This is a genomic window from Burkholderia ubonensis (genome assembly GCF_902833085.1).
GTDB lineage: Bacteria > Pseudomonadota > Gammaproteobacteria > Burkholderiales > Burkholderiaceae > Burkholderia > Burkholderia ubonensis.
Genome location: NZ_CADFEB010000002.1, coordinates 560975 through 578384 on the forward strand (window position 1 = coordinate 560975; position 17410 = coordinate 578384).

The 17410-nt window shown below is 65.6% G+C and carries 21 protein-coding genes and 2 tRNA genes; 11 read left to right on the forward strand and 12 right to left on the reverse strand.

Annotation, left to right across the window (positions count from 1 at the left end; all coding sequences use genetic code 11):
- Window positions 1-5: 5 nt before the first annotated feature.
- Window positions 6-1226: a beta-ketoacyl synthase N-terminal-like domain-containing protein gene (locus HWX31_RS06595; RefSeq protein ID WP_174964002.1), complete on the forward strand. Its 1221-nt coding sequence runs from the start codon at window positions 6-8 to the stop codon at window positions 1224-1226.
- 34 nt (window positions 1227-1260) lie between these two features.
- Entirely contained in the window at window positions 1261-1689 is a 429-nt protein-coding gene (locus HWX31_RS06600) for a hypothetical protein (RefSeq protein ID WP_059614355.1), read from the forward strand.
- A 68-nt stretch (window positions 1690-1757) separates the two neighbouring features.
- Here the strand turns inward: HWX31_RS06600 and HWX31_RS06605 are convergent, their stop codons facing one another.
- Window positions 1758-2477, reverse strand: a complete 720-nt coding sequence (locus HWX31_RS06605; RefSeq protein ID WP_174964001.1) for a class I SAM-dependent methyltransferase — start codon at window positions 2475-2477, stop codon at window positions 1758-1760.
- 108 nt (window positions 2478-2585) lie between these two features.
- On the opposite strand from HWX31_RS06605, the gene HWX31_RS06610 reads away from it, so the two are divergent.
- Complete coding sequence (locus HWX31_RS06610; RefSeq protein ID WP_174964000.1) at window positions 2586-3851, forward strand: NAD(P)/FAD-dependent oxidoreductase; 1266 nt, start codon at window positions 2586-2588, stop codon at window positions 3849-3851.
- Window positions 3852-3853: 2 nt separating this feature from the next.
- Window positions 3854-4831 (forward strand): hypothetical protein, encoded by a 978-nt coding sequence (locus tag HWX31_RS34850; RefSeq protein WP_244143666.1) that lies wholly within the window; start codon window positions 3854-3856, stop codon window positions 4829-4831.
- 146 nt (window positions 4832-4977) lie between these two features.
- Here HWX31_RS34850 and HWX31_RS06620 read toward each other — a convergent pair.
- A tRNA-Pro gene (locus HWX31_RS06620) sits at window positions 4978-5054 on the reverse strand.
- Between the two features lie 103 nt (window positions 5055-5157).
- Here HWX31_RS06620 and sixA point away from each other — a divergent pair.
- Together sixA and HWX31_RS06630 are read left to right on the forward strand one after the other, a co-directional pair.
- A complete protein-coding gene (gene sixA / locus HWX31_RS06625; protein ID WP_174963999.1) occupies window positions 5158-5619 on the forward strand; it encodes a phosphohistidine phosphatase SixA in 462 nt (153 codons plus the stop codon).
- A gap of 150 nt (window positions 5620-5769) precedes the next feature.
- Window positions 5770-6576: a GNAT family N-acetyltransferase gene (locus tag HWX31_RS06630; RefSeq protein WP_010092640.1), complete on the forward strand. Its 807-nt coding sequence runs from the start codon at window positions 5770-5772 to the stop codon at window positions 6574-6576.
- 226 nt (window positions 6577-6802) lie between these two features.
- Here the strand turns inward: HWX31_RS06630 and HWX31_RS06635 are convergent, their stop codons facing one another.
- A complete protein-coding gene (locus HWX31_RS06635; RefSeq protein ID WP_174963998.1) occupies window positions 6803-6973 on the reverse strand; it encodes a hypothetical protein in 171 nt (56 codons plus the stop codon).
- 134 nt (window positions 6974-7107) lie between these two features.
- On the opposite strand from HWX31_RS06635, the gene HWX31_RS06640 reads away from it, so the two are divergent.
- Entirely contained in the window at window positions 7108-7284 is a 177-nt protein-coding gene (locus HWX31_RS06640; RefSeq protein WP_174963953.1) for a hypothetical protein, read from the forward strand.
- A gap of 3 nt (window positions 7285-7287) precedes the next feature.
- On the opposite strand, the gene HWX31_RS06645 is transcribed toward HWX31_RS06640, so the two are convergent.
- The 3 genes from HWX31_RS06645 to HWX31_RS06655 are packed head-to-tail and all read right to left on the reverse strand — an operon-like array spanning window position 7288 to window position 10674.
- Window positions 7288-8667: an MATE family efflux transporter gene (locus tag HWX31_RS06645; protein ID WP_174963997.1), complete on the reverse strand. Its 1380-nt coding sequence runs from the start codon at window positions 8665-8667 to the stop codon at window positions 7288-7290.
- A 10-nt stretch (window positions 8668-8677) separates the two neighbouring features.
- The gene (locus HWX31_RS06650) at window positions 8678-9001 is read right to left on the reverse strand and encodes a DUF2288 domain-containing protein (protein WP_059491409.1); all 324 of its coding nucleotides are present in this window, start codon (window positions 8999-9001) and stop codon (window positions 8678-8680) included.
- Between the two features lie 53 nt (window positions 9002-9054).
- Window positions 9055-10674 carry an acyl-CoA synthetase gene (locus HWX31_RS06655; protein WP_174963996.1) on the reverse strand — a complete coding sequence of 540 codons (1620 nt, stop codon included), beginning with the start codon at window positions 10672-10674 and terminating at the stop codon, window positions 9055-9057.
- A gap of 181 nt (window positions 10675-10855) precedes the next feature.
- Here HWX31_RS06655 and HWX31_RS35140 point away from each other — a divergent pair, with 181 nt between their 5' ends.
- On the forward strand, window positions 10856-10981 hold the full coding sequence (locus HWX31_RS35140) for a hypothetical protein (protein ID WP_256099587.1): 126 nt from the start codon (window positions 10856-10858) through the stop codon (window positions 10979-10981).
- 69 nt (window positions 10982-11050) lie between these two features.
- Here the strand turns inward: HWX31_RS35140 and HWX31_RS06660 are convergent, their stop codons facing one another.
- The gene (locus HWX31_RS06660; protein WP_059614343.1) at window positions 11051-11767 is read right to left on the reverse strand and encodes a peptidoglycan DD-metalloendopeptidase family protein; all 717 of its coding nucleotides are present in this window, start codon (window positions 11765-11767) and stop codon (window positions 11051-11053) included.
- Between the two features lie 122 nt (window positions 11768-11889).
- Window positions 11890-12801 (reverse strand): aldose epimerase family protein, encoded by a 912-nt coding sequence (locus HWX31_RS06665; RefSeq protein ID WP_174963994.1) that lies wholly within the window; start codon window positions 12799-12801, stop codon window positions 11890-11892.
- 21 nt (window positions 12802-12822) lie between these two features.
- Between HWX31_RS06665 and HWX31_RS34855 the strand changes: the two genes are divergently transcribed.
- The 3 genes from HWX31_RS34855 to HWX31_RS06680 all read left to right on the forward strand — a co-directional run bounded on the left by HWX31_RS34855 (window position 12823) and on the right by HWX31_RS06680 (window position 14350).
- Entirely contained in the window at window positions 12823-13071 is a 249-nt protein-coding gene (locus HWX31_RS34855; RefSeq protein WP_174963952.1) for a hypothetical protein, read from the forward strand.
- Window positions 13072-13296: 225 nt separating this feature from the next.
- The gene (locus HWX31_RS06675) at window positions 13297-14127 is read left to right on the forward strand and encodes an undecaprenyl-diphosphate phosphatase (protein ID WP_174963993.1); all 831 of its coding nucleotides are present in this window, start codon (window positions 13297-13299) and stop codon (window positions 14125-14127) included.
- A gap of 146 nt (window positions 14128-14273) precedes the next feature.
- Window positions 14274-14350, forward strand: a tRNA-Arg gene (locus HWX31_RS06680).
- A gap of 119 nt (window positions 14351-14469) precedes the next feature.
- Here HWX31_RS06680 and HWX31_RS06685 read toward each other — a convergent pair.
- From HWX31_RS06685 to HWX31_RS34860, 4 genes are all read right to left on the reverse strand, one after another.
- Window positions 14470-15030 carry a hypothetical protein gene (locus HWX31_RS06685; RefSeq protein WP_174963992.1) on the reverse strand — a complete coding sequence of 187 codons (561 nt, stop codon included), beginning with the start codon at window positions 15028-15030 and terminating at the stop codon, window positions 14470-14472.
- A 48-nt stretch (window positions 15031-15078) separates the two neighbouring features.
- Window positions 15079-15888, reverse strand: coding sequence for an AbiJ-NTD4 domain-containing protein (locus HWX31_RS06690; RefSeq protein ID WP_244143667.1), 810 nt, complete (start codon window positions 15886-15888; stop codon window positions 15079-15081).
- A gap of 165 nt (window positions 15889-16053) precedes the next feature.
- Complete coding sequence (locus tag HWX31_RS06695; RefSeq protein WP_174963991.1) at window positions 16054-16698, reverse strand: DUF4145 domain-containing protein; 645 nt, start codon at window positions 16696-16698, stop codon at window positions 16054-16056.
- 94 nt (window positions 16699-16792) lie between these two features.
- Window positions 16793-17173: a hypothetical protein gene (locus tag HWX31_RS34860; RefSeq protein ID WP_232437311.1), complete on the reverse strand. Its 381-nt coding sequence runs from the start codon at window positions 17171-17173 to the stop codon at window positions 16793-16795.
- Window positions 17174-17410 lie beyond the last annotated feature (237 nt).

The window sequence follows — 17410 nt, forward strand, 5'->3', positions numbered from 1 at the left end:
GCCCGATGCCTGCGCGCGTCGTCGTCACGGGGCTCGGCATCGTGTCGTGCCTCGGCAATTCGCTCGACGGCGTGTCGGCGGCGCTGCGCACGGGCCGCTCGGCGCTCGCGCGCGTCGATGCATGGCGCGCGCGCGGGTTCCGCAGCCAGGTCGCGGGCGTCGCCAGTGTCGCGGCGGAGCTGCCGTTCGCGCGCAAGCACGAGCGCTTCATGGGCGACACCGCGCGCTTCGCCGCGCATGCGGCCGCGAAGGCGATCGACGACGCGGCGCTCGATCCCGCGCGATTGCGTTCGCCGCGCGCGGGCGCGATCGTCGGCTCCGGCATCGGCTCGATGGCCGCCTATGACGACGCGATGGCGATTGCCGCGCAGCGCGGCATCGACAAGACGCCGCCTTACGTCGTGCCCAAGGCGATGAGCAGCACCGCGTCGGCCTGCATCGCCCAGCTGTTCGGCATCGAAGGCGTCGCGTATTCGCCGTCGTCCGCGTGCACGAGCTCGGCGCTCGCGATCGGGCAGGCGATGCAGCTGATCAGGTCCGGCTGCCAGGACGTCGTGCTGGCGGGCGGCAGCGACGCGCTGCACGACAACATGACGCTGATGTTCGATGCGATGGGCGTGTTGTCCGGTCGATTCAACGACACGCCGGACCAGGCGTCGAGACCTTACGGCATCGGCCGCGACGGCTTCGTGATCGCGTCGGGCGCGGGCATCCTCGTGCTCGAATCGCTCGAGCACGCACGCGCGCGCGGCGCGCGGATCCATGCGGAGCTGGTCGGCTTCGGCCAGTGCACCGACAACGCGGGCATGGCGACGCCGCACGCGCCGGGGATCGCGCGCGCGATGCGGATGGCGATGGAGGGCGACGCGCGGCGTCCCGACTACGTGAACACGCACGCGCCGTCGACGCCGCTCGGCGACGTCGAGGAACTGGCGGCGCTCGCGGACGTGTTCGGCGACGACGTGCCCGCGTTCTCGTCGACGAAGGGGATGACCGGCCATCCGCTCGGCGCGAGCGGCGCGCACGAGGCGATCTACACGATCCTGATGATGCGCGACGGTTTTATCGCGGGCACGGCCGTCGACGGGACGCCCGACCCCGCGGTCGGCCGCATGCCGCTCGTGCGTACCGCGCGCGACGCGCGGATCGAGCGGGCGCTGTCGGTCTCGTTCGGATTCGGCGGCAGTTGCGCGGGCCTGTTGTTGGACGCCTGGAAAGGCGATTGAAGTTGAACGTGACTGAGCGATGAGGACAAGCACGATGAAGCATACGAGACATCTGGCCGGCATGTTGATCGCGGCGGCCCTGCTGGCGGGCTGCGGCGGCACGGTAGTCCGCACGCTGCCGCTGCCGGCGGAAGCGACCGCGCACGATGCGACCGGCGTGAAGCTGTATTTCGGCGCGCAGGCGCATCCGGCGGTGAAGACGACCATCGGAACGCGCTCGGAATCGGTGCGCGTGAAGCGCGCGATCGAAGCGGAGCAGCCGACGTGCGATCAGGCGCTCGCCGAGGCGCTGGGCCGTCTGCGCGATTATGCGAAGCGCCGTGGCGGGAATGCGGTCGTCAACGTGACGACGCGCTTTCACGAGCAGCGTTCCGATTCGGTGGCCCGGTACACGTGCGGCGTGAGCCCCAGCGCCGGGTCGCTCGCGGTGTCGGGCGACGTCGTGGTGCTCGACGCGCAGTAACGCGCGCGGGGCGGAGCGATGCTGACGACGCCCCGCGGGGCACGCGCCCGCCCGGAGGCGGGCGCCTGTTACGCGGGCTTGCGTGCGACCACGTTGACGAGCGTTTCGCGGCGCTTGCCGGGCTTGGGGGTGTAGAGGCCGATGCGCTCGAGCAGGCCGAAGTCCTTTGCGCGGCTCCACCACAGGTACGGCAGTGATATGTTCAGCTCGTCGAACGAAAAGCCCGCGTCGCGCAGCATCGCGAGGTAGCCGTCCGCGCTCTTCTGCACGTGCATCGGGTGCCGGAACAGCAGCCGGATGACCCACGACTTGATGTAGGCGTCGGTCGATTCGGCGAACAGCAGCAGGCCGTTCGGCTTCAGCACGCGGCGAAACTCGGCCAGCGCGCGCTCCTGCTCGACGAGGTGGTGGAAGGTCTGGTGACAGAACACGATGTCGACGCTCGCGTCGGCCAGCGGCAGCTGCGCGCAGTCGGCGCGGCGCAGGTCGACGGTGGTGCCGCAGTGCCGGGCCGCCTCCGTCGCATGGACGAGCGATTCGTCGTGGCATTCGATGCCGACGATCTGGCGCGGCGAGAACGCATCGTTCAGGAGCCTGAACGACTTGCCCTGGCCGCAGCCCGCGTCGAGGATGACCGGGGCGGCCGGCAGCGGCGTCGTAACGAGCCGCTTCAGGTCGTTGATGGCCACCCGCAGCACGTGATGTTCCCAGGTGTGCGTGCGCAGGAACCAGACGCCGAAGGCCGTTTCGGGAACGTAAGCTGCGGCGTGCGTGCGGGATGACGACATGAACCCCTCGATCGTATGCGTTTTTTCGGGCGATCATTGTAAATGGCATTACGGAAGTGCGGCGCGCAAAGCCGTCACGTCCCATCGATTCAAACGGACGGGCAACACATGAATGACATGAAATCGGAGCAATTGAACGTCGACGTCGCGATCATCGGCGCCGGGCCTTCCGGCGCGGTGGCCGCGGGGCTGTTGCGCAAGGCGGGGCGGTCGGTGCTCGTGCTGGAGCGCCAGCATTTCCCGCGCTTTTCGATCGGCGAGAGCCTGCTGCCGCAGAGCATGCATTACCTCGACGAGGCGGGCATGCTGCAGGCCGTCGTGGAGGCGGGATTCCAGTTCAAGAACGGCGCGTACTTCGTGCATCGCGATCGCATGTCGTCGTTCGATTTCCGCGAGAAGACGACGCCGGGCTGGGGCACCGCGTACCAGGTCGAGCGCGCGGCCTTCGACGACCTGCTGATCCGGTGCGCCGCGCAGCAGGGCGCCGACGTGCGGTTCGGCCATACGGTGCGCGCGTTCATGCCGGGCGAGCGGCCGCAGCTCGACGTCGTCGACGAAGCGGGGCGCGACTATCGCGTGCACGCGTCGTTCGTGCTGGACGCGAGCGGCTTCGGCCGCGTGCTGCCGCGGCTGCTCGATCTCGAGGCGCCCACCCGCATGCCGACGCGCGCGGCGCTGTTCTCGCACGTCGAGGATCGCCTGCCGGCGGGGTCGACCGATCGCGACAAGATCTGCATCGCGGTGCATCCGGAGCGGCGCGACGTGTGGTTCTGGATGATTCCACTGACGAACGGCCGCTCGTCGGTCGGCTGCGTCGCCGAGGCGGCGTTCCTCGATGTGCCGGAAGCGCAGCGCGAAGCGCAGTTGCGCGAGCTGTTGCGGACGGAGCCGACGCTTGCCCGTCTCGTCGGCGAGAAGCCGTTCGTGATGCCCGTGCGCCATATCGGCGGCTATGCGGCCAACGTCGAGCGGCTGCACGGCCCCGGCTATGCGCTGCTCGGCAATGCCGGCGAGTTTCTCGATCCGATCTTCTCGTCGGGCGTCACGATCGCGATGCGCTCGTCGCATCTGGCGGTGCAGGCGCTCGAACGGCAGTGGCGGGGCGAGGCGGTGGACTGGCAGCGGGATTACGACGTCGCGCTGCGCAAGGGCATCGATACGTTCCGCGCGTTCGTCGAGAAATGGTATTCGGGCGACCTGCAGGACATCGTCTTCCACGACGACAAGGCGCCGGAAGTGAAGCGCATGGTTTGCGCGATCCTCGCCGGCTACGCATGGGACGAATCGAATCCGTTCGTGCGCGATCCGGTTCGGCGTCTCGAGGTGCTGGCGGAAATCTGCCGTCCGGCCGGGCTTGGCGACGCGGCGTCCTGAGCATGCGTGAGCCGGGCGTCATGATCCCGGGTCATTCGACAGACACAACTATTTATCAAGCAATGAAGCGCTTATTCCTCATCGGCCTGTGCCTCTCAACCAGTTCCGCTTTCGCGGCGAGCCAGATCCTGCTCGAAACCCCGGTGACCTACGCGCCGGATGCCGGCGTCGTCCAGCGGGTCAAGGATGAATGCCACATCGAAGACATGCTGACACGCCACGTCGGCGACGTACTTCGCAAGATCAACAGAGGCGGCGACGGCACTGTGGCGTCGCAGGCCGAGGCAGGGGATGCCAAGGTTCTCAGGCTGCAGATCACCCATGTACTGGGTGTCGGCGGTGGTGCATGGAGCGGACCCAAGGCAACGACCGTCACCGCGGATCTGATCGAGGACGGCAAGGTCACCCGTCATACCAAGATCAACCGTTGGTCGGTGGGTGGCGTGTGGGGCGCGTTCAAGGGAACGTGCTCGATTCTCGAACGGACGACCGTCGTGATCGGCAGGGACCTCGGCCGCTGGGCGCGCAACCCGTCCTACGAGATCAAGGAAGAGGCGCCGCCCCAGGTCGCTGATGAGCCGGGTGCGGGCAAGGATTTCTGCACGCCGGGCGAGAGCATGCCGAATGCGTCCGGCAGTTCGCTCACGCTATGCGTGAAGAAAGGGCATTTTGCTCACGACCAGTATGAAGTGAAGGTCGATGGGGCGGTTGTCGTGAAGGGCATCGACGACGAGACGACCGGCGGGGTCAATGGCTCCTATGGCGGGAGGCCGGTCAACCTGACGTGCACGCCCGTTTTGTCGGCGCCGGAGGAGGTCACCGAATCCCAGATCGAGTCGATGCGAAGCATGGAACCGCAAGCGACGCGTGAGCAGTTGAAGCAGCGCTATGTGAGTCTCAATACGGTGGAGACTGCACGTCACTGCGTCGTTCGTGTTGATTCAAAGAATGTGCTGTCGACCGATATTCACTTCGATTGATGTCGCTGGAAGGGGGCGGTGGAGGGTGGTCCATCGTCTCCGGCTGCAACCGGCCAAGATTCTGGTCCGTTCGGGGCAATGTTGGGGTCAAGAATCCGGAAATGGAAAAGGGGTTACGGCGATTAACCGTAACCCCTTGATTTCCTTGGTCGGAGCGATAGGATTCGAACCTACGACCCTCTGATCCCAAATCAGATGCGCTACCAGGCTGCGCTACGCTCCGACGAGCCAGAGATTCTATCGTTGAATAGCGTGCCAGGTCAATCGCACGATGCATGTTCGAGTGCCGTGGTGGTGCAAACCCGTCACGCACCACGGAGAAAACCATGATGAACCTGATCCTGTGGCGCCACGCCGAGGCCGAAGACTACGCGGCGAGCGACCTCGCGCGCCAGCTGACCGCGCGCGGGCGCAAGGAGGCGCAGACGATGGCGAAATGGCTGCGCGGCCGGCTGGAAGCCAGCAGCGTGATCCTCGCGAGCCCGGCGGCGCGCACCGTGCAGACGGTGGAGGCGCTGACCGACCAGTACCGGACCGTCGACGCGCTCGCGCCCGGCGCGGACGTCGACGACGTGCTCGCGGCCGCCGGCTGGCCGGACGGCATCGCGCCGACGGTGGTGATCGTCGGCCACCAGCCGACGCTCGGCAGCGTCGCCGCGCGGCTGGTGGCCGGCAGCGACGACAGCTGGAGCGTCAAGAAGGGCGGTATCGTCTGGCTCGCGAGCCGCACGCGGAACGGCAACCGGCAGGCAGTGCTGCGCGCCGTCATGACGCCCGATCTGGTTTGAAGGGTTTGATCATACGTTTCGGCAGGCTTTCTGCTAAAGTCAGTTCGGCGACACGTCACTGAACGGACACGGACTTGCCACGTAACGGTCACAGCCGGTTACTAAATTGGCGGGCATGTCGTCTTATTCCTTACGATCAGGAAAGCCCTAATGCGAGAACTGCCGACGCCTACGCTCCCCTTTGCCTCGCTGCCCCTCGACTCGGCGCGGCGCCACCTGCCGCGCGCCGCTGAAACCGTCACGGCGGAGTTCCGCCTGCGCGCCGCGTGGGCGCGCACGGAAGACGAGCTGCGCGAGGCCCAGCGCCTGCGCTACAGCGTGTTCGCCGAAGAGATGGGCGCGCAGGTCAGCGGTCCCGCCGGTCTCGACGTGGATCCTTTCGACGCCTATTGCGACCACCTGCTGGTGCGCGATCTCGACACCCTGAAGGTCGTCGGCACGTATCGCGTGCTGCCGCCGCACGAGGCCGCCCGTGTCGGCCGCCTGTACGCGGAAGGGGAATTCGACCTGTCGCGCCTGACGCACCTGCGCGGCAAGATGGTCGAGGTCGGCCGCTCGTGCGTGCATAGCGACTATCGCAGTGGCGCGGTCATCATGGCGCTGTGGGGCGGCCTCGGCGCGTACATGATGCAGAACGGCTACGAAACGATGCTCGGCTGCGCGAGCGTGTCGATGGCCGACGGCGGCCACTACGCGGCGAACCTGTACCAGTCGCTGCCGGCCAGCGCACTGACCGATCCCGAATATCGTGCGTTCCCGCACACGGCGCTGCCGGTCGACGAGCTGCAGACCGGCGTCGCCGTTGCGCCGCCGCCGCTGATCAAGGGCTACCTGCGGCTCGGCGCGAAGATCTGCGGCGCACCCGCCTGGGATCCGGACTTCAACTGCGCGGATTTCCTGACGCTGTTCCGCCTGTCCGACATCAACGCGCGCTACGCCCGCCACTTCCTGGGCTGAGCATCGATCCGACGTGCGCCCGCGCGGCGGGCGCACGCATGAACGCCGCCGGCGGCAGACCGCACGGCGGCGTTCGTTTTTTTGTCCGCTTGTCCTTTCAGCGCCGGTGACGGCGAATCCGGGCCTCTCGTTTTGCGCGACGCACCGCACCCTCCGTGCCCAAACGGCACGGCACAGGATGACCTCGCTTCAGTGCGGGTCGGGACGGGAAGGGCGGCGGGACGGCTTAGTGCTTGCGCCGCCAGTCGAGCAGGTGGTGCTCCGCCATCCAGTGGTGGATCATGCCCTCGCCGCCGTGAGTGCGCTTGTATTCGCGCGCCTCGAAGTACGACAGGGCGACCAGCACCATCAGGCCGATGAACAGGCCAATCAGGCCGGCGATTTCCTCAGACGACATGGCAGCCTCCTTTCAACGGCACAGCGCCATCAGTACATAGTAGGACATGCGCGCCGCCGCTTCGAAGGCGGAAATCCGTTAGACTCGCCCGACCCGAGCGCGCAGCAGGCGCGCGTTCCTTTCCGGAGCAAGACGTGATGACCCGTTTCGTGCTGGCCGTGCTGGCCGCATCGATCCTCGCCGGCTGCGCGAGCGACCCCCGCCAGGCCCGCCGCGGCCACCCGCCGCAGGACCCGGCCGATTATCACGGCGTGCCGACCGACATGACGCCGCCGTCGATGCTGGCCGAGCCACCGTCCGCCACGCAGTAACGCCTATGCGGCGGATGTCGGCGCCGCTCGCGCGTCGCCGCCGATCCGCGCCGACAAGCCGGGCAGGTAGCGCGCGAGCGTCGCGCCGCGCGCGGCCATGAACAGCAGCAGCGCGAGCCAGAGCCCGTGGTTGCCGAACGGGCCGACGAGGGTGAGCGCGGCGGCCGCGAACACCGCGAACGACACGACCATCGCGCGCAGCAGCGCGCGGGTCTGCGTCGCGCCGATGAACACGCCGTCGAGCAGGAATCCCCACACGGACACGACGGGCGAGAGCGCGGCCCACGGCAGATAGCGAACCGCGACCGCGCGGATCGCGGCCTGGTCGGTCAGGCCCGCGACGATCCAGCCGCCCGCCGTCCAGTAGACGAGCGTGAACGCCAGCGCGCCGAGCGCGGACCAGAACAGCGTGACGCGCACCGCCTGCCGAAACGCCGCGCGATCGCGCGCACCGGCCGCCGCGCCGACGAGCGCTTCGGCCGCATGCGCGAAGCCGTCGAGGCCGTACGCCATGAAGGTCTGGAAGTTGAGCAGCAGCGCGTTCGCCGCGAGCGTCGCGTCGCCCTGTTGCGCACCGAGGTGCGCGAACCAGCCGAACGCGGTCAGCAGGCACAGCGTGCGGATGAAGATGTCGCGATTCAATGCGACGAGGCGCATGAGCGCGGCGCGATCGACGAGCGCGCGCGCCGCGAGCGGCGGCAGGCCGCGCGGCCGCAGCCGCAACAGCATCCACGCGCCGAGCGCGAAGCCGCACGCGTCCGCGGTGGCGGTCGCGGCACCGATGCCGGCGATGCCCCAGCCGAAGCCGTACACGTACAGCAGCGCCGCGCCGATGTTCACCGCGTTGATGAACACCTGCGCGACGAGCGCGAGCCGGACCCGCTGCACCCCGAGCAGATAGCCGAGCACGACGTAGTTCGCGAGCGCGAACGGGGCGCTCCAGATCCGCGCGTGGCCGTACGTCAGCGCCGTGGCGCGCACCGCGTCACTGCCGCCCAGCGCGGTGAGCGCGATCGACAGCAGCGGCGCCTGCAGCGCCAGCACTGCGGTGCCGAGCGCAAAGGCGGCGATCAGCGCGCGCAGCACGTTCAGCCGGATGCCGTTGTCGTCGCGCGCGCCGTGCGCCTGCGCGACGAGGCCCGTCGTGCCCATCCGCAGGAAGCCGAAGCCCCAGAACACGAAATTGAAGACCAGCCCGCCGAGCGCGACGCCGCCGAGATACTGCGCGCCGTCGAGGTGGCCGGCGACGGCCGTGTCGACCGCGCCGAGAATCGGCTGGGTCAGGTTCGCGAGGACGATCGGGAAGGCAAGCGCGAGCACGCGCCGATGCGACACATCGGTCGGGCGCGCACCGGCCGCGGGCGACAAGGCGGAGTCGGACATGGCGAACGCGTCAGGCGCGTTCCTGCACGCAGATCCACGGCGAGACGACGACCGCCCACAGTTCCGGATTGCGTGCCGCGTAGTCCTGGGCGGTGTCCGCCTCCATGCGGGCGACGTGGCCGGCGGCGAGCCAGCGGGTGACCTGTTCCTTGTCGTCGCTGGCGATCGCCTCGGCGACGCTCACGAGATCGAGATCGCGTGCAACGGCGAGCAGCTTGCCCTGCGCGAAGAAGCGCTCCAGATCGCACCAGTCGATCTTCGCGGTTTCGCCGAGGAGTTTGACGTAGAGCGGGCTATGCGACGCGCCCGCAGCGGATTCGTGTTCGGAGGACATGGATTTCTGCAAAAAACTGCGTGTGCGCCACTATAAACCATCCGGTCGCGGGCTCAGGCGTCGCGCAGCGCGCGCCGTACGATCTTGCCGGTCGCCGTCATCGGCAGGCCGTCGACGAACGCGATCGCGCGCGGATACTCGTGCGCCGCGAGGCGCGTCTTCACGTGCGCCTGCAGCGCCTGCACGAGCGCGTCGTCGCCGGTGTAGCCCGGGTTCAGCACGACGAACGCCTTGACGATCTCGGTGCGCGTCGCGTCGGGCACGCCGACGACGGCCGCCATCCGCACCGCGGGATGCGTGAGCAGGCAGTCCTCGATCGGACCGGGGCCGATCCGGTAGCCCGCGCTCGTGATCACGTCGTCGTCGCGGCCGACGAAGCGCACGAAGCCGTCGGCATCGAGCACACCCGTGTCGCCGGTCAGCAGGTAGTCGCCGATGAACTTGTCGCGCGTCGCGTCGGGGTTGCGCCAGTATTCGAGAAACATCACCGGATCCGGGCCGCGCACCGCGATGCGGCCTTCGACACCGGGCGGCACCGGCGCGCCATGCGCGTCGACGATCGCGACCCGGTGGCCGGGCACGGCCTTGCCGATCGCGCCCGGCCGCGGCGCGAACAGCGCCGCGCACGACGACAGCACCATGTTGCATTCGGTCTGCCCGTAGAACTCGTTGATCGTGACGCCGAGCGCGTCGCGCCCCCAGGCCGTCAGCTCGCTGCCGAGCGATTCGCCGCCGCTCGCGACCGATTTCAGCGCCAGCGCATAGCGCTCGCACGGATGCGGCACGGCGCGCATCAGCTTCAGCGCGGTCGGCGGCAGGAATGCGTGGGTGACGCCGTGACGAGCCATCAGATCGAATGCCGCTGCGCCGTCGAACTTCTCGAACCGGCGCGCGAGCACCGGCACGCCGTGGTGCCATGACGGCAGCAGCACGTCGAGCAGGCCGCCGATCCACGCCCAGTCGGCGGGCGTCCAGAACAGGCGCGCATCGCGCGGAAAGCACTGCTGCGACATCTCGACGCCGGGCAGATGGCCGGGCAGCACGCGGTGCGCATGCAGCGCGCCCTTCGGCTTGCCGGTCGTGCCGGACGTGTAGATGATCAGCGCCGGATCGTCGGCCGCCGTGTCGACCGGCGTGAAATCGGCGGATTCGGCGGCCAGCGCCGCGTCGTAGCGCAGCACGCCGGCAGCGTCGGGCGCATCGTCGCCGATGCAGTAGAGCGTTCGCAGCGCCGGCAGCCGCGCGCGCAGCGGCGCGATCTTCGCGTAGCCGGCGGCGTCGGTGACGAGCGCCGCCGCGTCGCTGTTCGCGAGCCGGTATTCGAGCGCGTCGGCGCCGAACAGCGTGAACAGCGGCACCGCGATCGCGCCGAGCTTGTACGCGGCGAGATGCGCGACGGCCGTTTCCGGGCCCTGGGCGAGAAAGATGCCGATCCGGTCGCCGCGTCGCAGGCCGGCGCGCACGAAGCTGTTCGCGAGCCGATTAGAGGCGTTCCTCAGATCGTCGAACGTCAGCCGCGAGACGTCGCCTTGCGCGGTTTCGTGGATCAGCGCGAGCCGGCCGCTGCCGTCCGCCCATTTGTCGCAGGTGTCGACGGCGATGTTGTAGCGGGCCGGAACGGCCCATGCGAAGCGGGAGAGCAGCGTGTCGTAGCAGTCGGCGGCGGGCAGCATCGGGTGTCTCCGTGGCGCGGATCGTGACGGCCGGGGGTGAACTTGCACTGGCCTTCATGCGTCCTGGATCACACTGTAAGCGATCTTCAGGGCGATGCCGATTCGCCCGGCATGCGCAGCTCGATGCACGATTCCGAAATGGCGCATAAGATCGCTGCTGATACCTGTAATGACCACGGATATGCTTCTGATAGCTGCGGGGTTCAGCCTGATCGGAATCGGGGCGCTGGTGGCGTTCGCACGCCACGTCGACCCGTTGTCCGGCCACTTGTCCGGTCGCGTGTTCGACCGGCTGCGCAAGCGCTGATTCGCCTCTTCCCAAACATGCATGTAGACCGACCGCACCTGATGCGCGCCGGCGCTGGCGGTCGCGCCGTCAGCGGGCCGGCAGGTAGCGCGACGGATCGATCGAACGGCCGCCGTAGCGCAGTTCGAAATGCAGCGCGACGCGATCGCTGTCGGTGTTGCCCATCTCGGCGATCGTCTGCCCTTGCGTCACCGACTGGCCTTCCTTCACGAGCAGCGCGCGATTGTGCGCGTACGCGGTCAGGTAATCCGCGTTGTGCTTGAGGATGATCAGGTTGCCGTAGCCGCGCAGTCCGTTCCCCGCGTAGACGACGACACCTGGCGCCGCCGCGTTCACCGCCGTGCCCGCCGAGTTGGCGATGTCGATTCCCTTGGACTTCGCGCCGTCGAAGGTGCGCACCACGTTGCCGGCGGCCGGCCAGATCAGCGCGATGCTGGTGGCCGGCTTCACGGGCGATTGGGCCGGCGCGGATGTCGCGGACGGTGCGGACGGCGTCGGGCGGCTGCGTCCCGCGCTGCCGGTGCCGACGCTCGCCGACGACGATGTCGTCGTGCCGGGCGGCGGCGCGACGCGCAGCACCTGGCCGACTTCGATCGCATCCGGGTTCGAGATCTGGTTCCAGCGCGCGATGCTTTGCACTGACTGGCGGTTGTCGCGCGCGATCTTGTAGAGCGTGTCGCCGCGCTCGACGCGGTAGAACCCGGGGCCGACCGGTGCGGAGCCGCAGGCGGCGAGCAGGGCGGCGCACGACGCCGCGATGAATCGCTTCGTGGTTGTTCCGAACATTGAACCTCGCAAAACCCTGCCGAGCGCGGGCGCGGCAGGTGACACAAAACATCAGATTTTAACGGGTTCGACCTGCGGCCTGCAGTTTGGCGCCGCGGGGCATCCGTTCGGTGCGCGAAATGTCAGGCCGCAAGCGGGCTGACGCGAATCCGCAGCGCCGCGGTTTCGGTCGCGCCGGGCGCGAGCATGCGCAGCCCGAGCCCGTTGTGGATGGCGTCGGGCAGGCCGAGCCACGGCTCGACACAGTAGAAGTCCGATTCCGGCTTCTCCGTCCAGGTCGTGACCGCGTACCACGGGATCGAGCCCGGCACGTCGAGCGCGATCTCGATCGTGCGGCGGCGGCCCGGCATCACGATCCGCACGGGGGCGGACGGCGCGCCGTCGAGGCAGTGGAAGCGGTCGAGAATGCGCGCGTCGTCGAGCGCGTAGCGCGCTTCGCCGGGCTCCGGCGCGCTGATGGCGCCGTCGGGGCGCTGTTCGCGCCGATGCGTCGGCGGCAGTTCGAGCGTCGTCTGGGCGCGCTCCGCGTGCGGCAGCGCGAAGTAGAAGTGATGGCCCGCGTAGTACGGCAGCGGTGCGTCGCCGCGATTGGTCGTCGTCAGCGCGACGTCGAGCGTGTGCGAGTCGACGAGGCGGTAGGCCGCTTCGAAACGGAAGTCGAACGGATAGCCCGCCTTGAGTGTGTCGTTCGCGTCGAGCGTCATCGCGAGCGCCGTGCCGTCGGCGGACGGCTGCGCCGCGAACGGCAGGTCGCGCGCGAAGCCGTGCATCGGCAGGTCGCGGACCACGCCCGACGCGTCGCGCCAGCGGCCGAGTTCGCCGTCGACGCGGTGCCGGCCGAGAAACGGAAACAGCAGCGGATTGCCGCCGCGCACGCGCGCGAGCTGGCTCCAGTCCGCGGTGTCCGGCCAGAAGACGACGGGTTCGCCGTCGACGTGCCACGACAGCAGTCGTCCGCCGAATTGCGGGGCGATCCGGACGAGAGACGCGCCGGCGTGGAGTTCGTGAATCTCGTGTTGCTGGAAGATCGGCATGGGAATCGGGAGTGGACGGGGTTGGAAGACGGGCTGCCGCAGGGCGGCGCGCTCCATTATCGGGCCGCGCGGGCGTCGGGGAAAACCCTTCTGGGGAAATTGCGAGCTTTGCAATTTGTAATGCGTCTGGATAATGGCCTGAACCGGTCATGTTGCCGGGTCATGACACTTCGAGGAGGGGCCATGGATCTGGCAATGGCAATGGGTATCGCCCTGTTTGGGATGTTCACCGGCAGCACGGTGCTGTTTTTCTACCAGCTTGGCCGCTGACGGCAAAATCTGCCGAATTTCGTAAGCCCGCCATTCAGATGGCGGGCTTTTTGCTTTCTGATTGCTTACGAATTGCAAGCGTTTGTATGCATCGCAGCAATATCCTGCCAAATGCCTTGGCGCAGTAATGTGTGCTCGGCATAATCGGGGCCGCGCTTCCGGGCGGCCCACCGCGTCGTCCGGAATTCCTTTCCGCTTTTGATCTGTTTTTTAGAGGACCGACGCGTGAGTCTCTCGTTTCTGGCATTCCTGAGCGTCCTGCAGGGCGTGACCGAACTTTTTCCCGTCAGCAGTCTCGGCCATACGTTGCTCGTGCCGGCGCTGTTCGGCATGCATATCGACAAGCACGCGCCGCAGTTGCTGCCGTTTCTCGTCGCGCTGCACCTCGGCACCGCGCTGGCGCTGCTGTGGTACTTCCGCGCGCGCTGGGTCGAGCTGATCCGCGGCTTCTTCGCGTCGCTCGGCGGCCGCAAGAACGATGAGGGGCACCTGATGTGGGCGCTCATCATCGGCACGATTCCGACGGGGCTCGTCGGCCTGTTGCTCGAGAAGCGCATCGAGCGCGTGTTTCACGATCTGCGGATCGTCGCGATCGCGCTGATCGTCAACGGCGTGCTGCTGTGGATCGGCGATCGCATCCAGCGCAGCCGCGCGCATCAGCCGCCGGAGAAGCTGACGTTCAAGCAGGCGTTTTTCGTGGGGCTTGCGCAGGTGGGCGCGTTGATTCCGGGTTTTTCGCGTAGCGGCCTGACGATGATCGCCGGCAACGCGGCGGGGCTGACCGCGGAGAAGGCGGCGGAATTCTCGTTCCTGCTCGGCACGCCGATCATTTTCGCTGCGGGCGTGCTCGAGTTGCCGAAGCTGTTTCATGCGCGGGACCAGCTTGCCGACGCGCTGCTCGGCGGCGTGCTGACGGCGGTTGCGGCCTACCTGAGCGTGCGTTTCCTGATGCGCTATTTCGAAGGGCGCGGGCGGCTGGCGTCGTTCGGCATCTATTGCGCGATTGCTGGGGTGTTTTGTCTCGGCTGGTTCATGTTCCATCCGCAGCCGGTGTGACGCGGTGGGTCGATCCTTCATGGCTTTCGTGGGGATCGGGTATAATTTCGGGCTCGGTTCTCGCCGGGCCCGTTTTGTTGTTGAGGGTGCTTTTTTTCCTCTTTTGCGCGGGCGGCCGGTGTCGAGCCCGTGTCTTCTTCCCCAGACCGCCCTTAGCTCAGTTGGATAGAGCAACGGCCTTCTAAGCCGTAGGTCACACGTTCGAATCGTGTAGGGCGGGCCAGAATTCTTCGCTTATTCAAGTACTTACAATCTCGCCTTAACCGCTTGGTTGGGATCGGATACGGGTCTGCTGCACTCCCGCTGTGGCGAGAGTGTGGCGGGATTCTAGCGTACGTGCAATCAGCGGGGGCTTTGACTATGGTCGTGGTGCCGTCTTCCTTTAGTCCTTGCAATGTAGCTGACGCTCCCGGCGAACGCAGCGCAGCACGTCCAAGTGAATGTGCTGAGAATGGCTTTGGGTGTGTGCGGCGGGTCCGCGTCTGGAGTAACGGATTTTATGTAATGGACGAACGGAAGCATGTCCTCCGCCACCAACGTGTAGTCGATGCGGTGACTGAATCGGTTACGTAGCGAGTTTAGATGTTTAATAGCAGGAGTTGAATCGAACTTGCCTCCAACGTTCTGGGTGCTCAGAAGTGAGATTCGCTGCCCAAATGTCAGTTTCGCAACGTTCCAATCCAAGCTGGGGAACTCGGCCTTCAAATACTCGTCCATGTAATGCTCAATAATTAGATGGCACGAGAGCAAATACCCCATTAAGTCGTAGTCAATCGTTTCAAGGCGCTTCCATTCAATCTTCCCATCTGCGACTGGCCCAAACATAGGCGGCAAATCTGGGCGCACGGACTGCTTGGCATGCTCCCCATCCTGAGTGGTCGCTTGGCTGTTGGTCTTACTCATGAGAATTCCTAGGTACGCGGCTCAGTTACGTTATTTCCCGAAACGGGCTCAGGCTAACGTCTTCAAGTAATTGACGAATGCGGTGCAGGCCAGGAGGAAGTACTTGGCATCTTCCGCATTGAGGTTTGGTTCATCCATTAGCGCGTGGCGAATACCGTTAGCGTCGCTGGTGTAGCCGTACAGTGCAGAATAGCCCTTCCGAAGCGCCGCGTGGAGTTTGCCGGCTTTCTCCAGCGTTGCTAAAGCGTCACCAAGCTCGGCCTTGTCTTTCCCGCTGACGACTTTGGCAACTGCCTCAACGGCAGAAATAGATTCTTTGATCGAGTTGCGATAATCGGGATTTTGCCGGTTGCTTAGATGTCCGAGTGCCGTGGATAAATGGGCGCTGGCTGCTACGAATGGTCCCTTGTCTGACAAGGCTTGTTCTAGCGCTTGTACTTCTTGCGTTGAAGTGACCGGGACAATTTGACTGTTCACGATGCGATACGCGGCCAATTCGCGGGCGAGCACCTTGTCTACAGCTTGTCCGAGTTGTTCGCCGGGATAGCCTATCCGAATAAGGAACTCTAGGAAGTCGTACACGCCGTGCCAGTCCGAATCGAAGAAATAATCTCGCACGAGCTTCCATGCGTCGTGGAAACTCGGACCTCCATAACCGCGACGGATTGGAATCGTGTCAGCGGGACGTTTCCAAAAGTGTCGCCAGATGAGGTTCAAGAGCGTCTCGTCATTTTGGCGATGCTGCCAATCCAAGAATGCATTCCATAGTGAGCTTCGTAGCTCATCGGGCATCGTGTCGGGTTTTATTGCTTCGGGCAGCGGTGTTATTCCCAAGCGTTGGCTGAACTTTAGTGGCATTTAATAGCCTTGGATGCGGAGATGGTTCCGAGGACAAGAGCGGCACGTGGTATCGGATTGTACTCGGGCCTAAATTTGATACGCTTATCTGCGCGGACTTACGCCGCCCGCTCGCGCCCGCGCTCCCCCGCGCGTGGGTGCGCGCGTATCCCTGGCGGAGATCGGCTAGGAACTACCGTCCCGTTTCTCTATCGCCTTGCGCGCGCCTTCGGGCAGTGACGAGAACACAGCATCAACCATCTTGGGCCGTGTGATGCGGTCCTCGACTATCAGATTTACGAGCGCGAAAAGGCTATCGCATACCTCCGATACATCTTCGGAGTCCATCTTGCCCAGATGAACGGCGTTATTCCCAATGACGCGGACTGCGTCGAGCGCACGTTGGACCTGCACGGGGAGGCCGTTAGCGACAAGCCAGCCAATCTGCTCGTTCAAGTTGTTGCCCTTGGCTTGTAGTTCGGCACAGAGCTTCTCAATGCATACCCGCAGGAGTGCGGATGCGCCACGCGGGGACAATGAAGCGATGTTACGTGCTTCTTCATAGTCTGTTGCTACAGACTCGGGCATGTCTGGGTGGCCGATTGCAGCACTCACGAATTTTGGGTAAATCATCGCGCCACGATTTGAGCTGTACTTGTCGTTCGCTTCTAACCAGTAGCTTGGCTGCACACAACTGATGCAAGTCGCTCGGTGTACCTCGACATAGTTGTCTCCGAGATGAAACTGGTCCCATCGCATTTGTGCGAGTACGTCGCACCTCGGGCAGTTGAAAGCACCGAGCTTGAACTTCGCAGCGATACGCTTCTGCATGTTGGTTCTCCGCTTAAACCAGCACTGTATCCGAGGCGATGTTCTTTATGTCCGGTAAGGAAACGTTCGTTAAGTGTCCAGTGGATTCGGCACGTCATGATTGGATAGAAAGTCCTTCGCCCATCAACGATTCAATCGCATCGTGCAGGTCGTGGCGAGCCTCGGTCCCAGGGGATGCGTAGGCGGGTTCTTCACGCCGACTGAACGGCGGATAGCTATCGACCGATTCGGCGCGGGCTTCATGTGCGGCGTGGACAACGTGATCGGGGTACGGCGCGAACGCCTCCCATTCATCGAATTCATCGACGTCGACGGAACGCGGGTCGGCAGCGCCGTGAGTCGGCGGGGGAGCGACGGGGGCGTGCCGGCGTGTTGGCCGGTCCTTGGTGGCGAGCCAGTAGAAGCCCACCGCGAACATGGCGACGAGCGCGAGGCCGAGCCCGATCAGCACAAAGGTAGGGGGATCAGAGATCACGGAAACTCCTGAGCGAAGTGCGCAGATGCGGAAATGCACCGACGGAGCGGCCGTAGCTGGCCGGGTTCAGGAAAGTGATATGTGAATGAAAAAAGTGGATTACAAATGCAGTGCGCATTTGCACCCTCGTAATTCTGTCAGGGGTTTTTGAGATGCCGAGTGATGAGGTAATATCCGCGCGGATTGTCACAAAAGCCGTTGATAGTTGCAGCTTGCGAAGTACGTTGCTTCGCTTAA

Coding starts and splice junctions, on each gene's coding strand:
- HWX31_RS06645 (WP_174963997.1), bottom strand. CDS start 8,667: ATGTCCGACTCCGCCTTGTCGCCCGCGGCCGGTGCGCGCCCGACCGAT.
- HWX31_RS06610 (WP_174964000.1), top strand. CDS start 2,586: ATGAATGACATGAAATCGGAGCAATTGAACGTCGACGTCGCGATCATC.
- HWX31_RS35140 (WP_256099587.1), top strand. CDS start 10,856: ATGCTTCTGATAGCTGCGGGGTTCAGCCTGATCGGAATCGGGGCGCTG.
- HWX31_RS06635 (WP_174963998.1), bottom strand. CDS start 6,973: ATGTCGTCTGAGGAAATCGCCGGCCTGATTGGCCTGTTCATCGGCCTG.
- HWX31_RS06630 (WP_010092640.1), top strand. CDS start 5,770: ATGCGAGAACTGCCGACGCCTACGCTCCCCTTTGCCTCGCTGCCCCTC.
- HWX31_RS34850 (WP_244143666.1), top strand. CDS start 3,854: ATGCGTGAGCCGGGCGTCATGATCCCGGGTCATTCGACAGACACAACT.
- HWX31_RS06595 (WP_174964002.1), top strand. CDS start 6: ATGCCTGCGCGCGTCGTCGTCACGGGGCTCGGCATCGTGTCGTGCCTC.
- sixA (WP_174963999.1), top strand. CDS start 5,158: ATGATGAACCTGATCCTGTGGCGCCACGCCGAGGCCGAAGACTACGCG.
- HWX31_RS06695 (WP_174963991.1), bottom strand. CDS start 16,698: ATGCAGAAGCGTATCGCTGCGAAGTTCAAGCTCGGTGCTTTCAACTGC.
- HWX31_RS06650 (WP_059491409.1), bottom strand. CDS start 9,001: ATGTCCTCCGAACACGAATCCGCTGCGGGCGCGTCGCATAGCCCGCTC.
- HWX31_RS06655 (WP_174963996.1), bottom strand. CDS start 10,674: ATGCTGCCCGCCGCCGACTGCTACGACACGCTGCTCTCCCGCTTCGCA.
- HWX31_RS06600 (WP_059614355.1), top strand. CDS start 1,261: ATGAAGCATACGAGACATCTGGCCGGCATGTTGATCGCGGCGGCCCTG.
- HWX31_RS06660 (WP_059614343.1), bottom strand. CDS start 11,767: ATGTTCGGAACAACCACGAAGCGATTCATCGCGGCGTCGTGCGCCGCC.
- HWX31_RS06690 (WP_244143667.1), bottom strand. CDS start 15,888: ATGCCACTAAAGTTCAGCCAACGCTTGGGAATAACACCGCTGCCCGAA.
- HWX31_RS06605 (WP_174964001.1), bottom strand. CDS start 2,477: ATGTCGTCATCCCGCACGCACGCCGCAGCTTACGTTCCCGAAACGGCC.
- HWX31_RS06685 (WP_174963992.1), bottom strand. CDS start 15,030: ATGAGTAAGACCAACAGCCAAGCGACCACTCAGGATGGGGAGCATGCC.
- HWX31_RS06665 (WP_174963994.1), bottom strand. CDS start 12,801: ATGCCGATCTTCCAGCAACACGAGATTCACGAACTCCACGCCGGCGCG.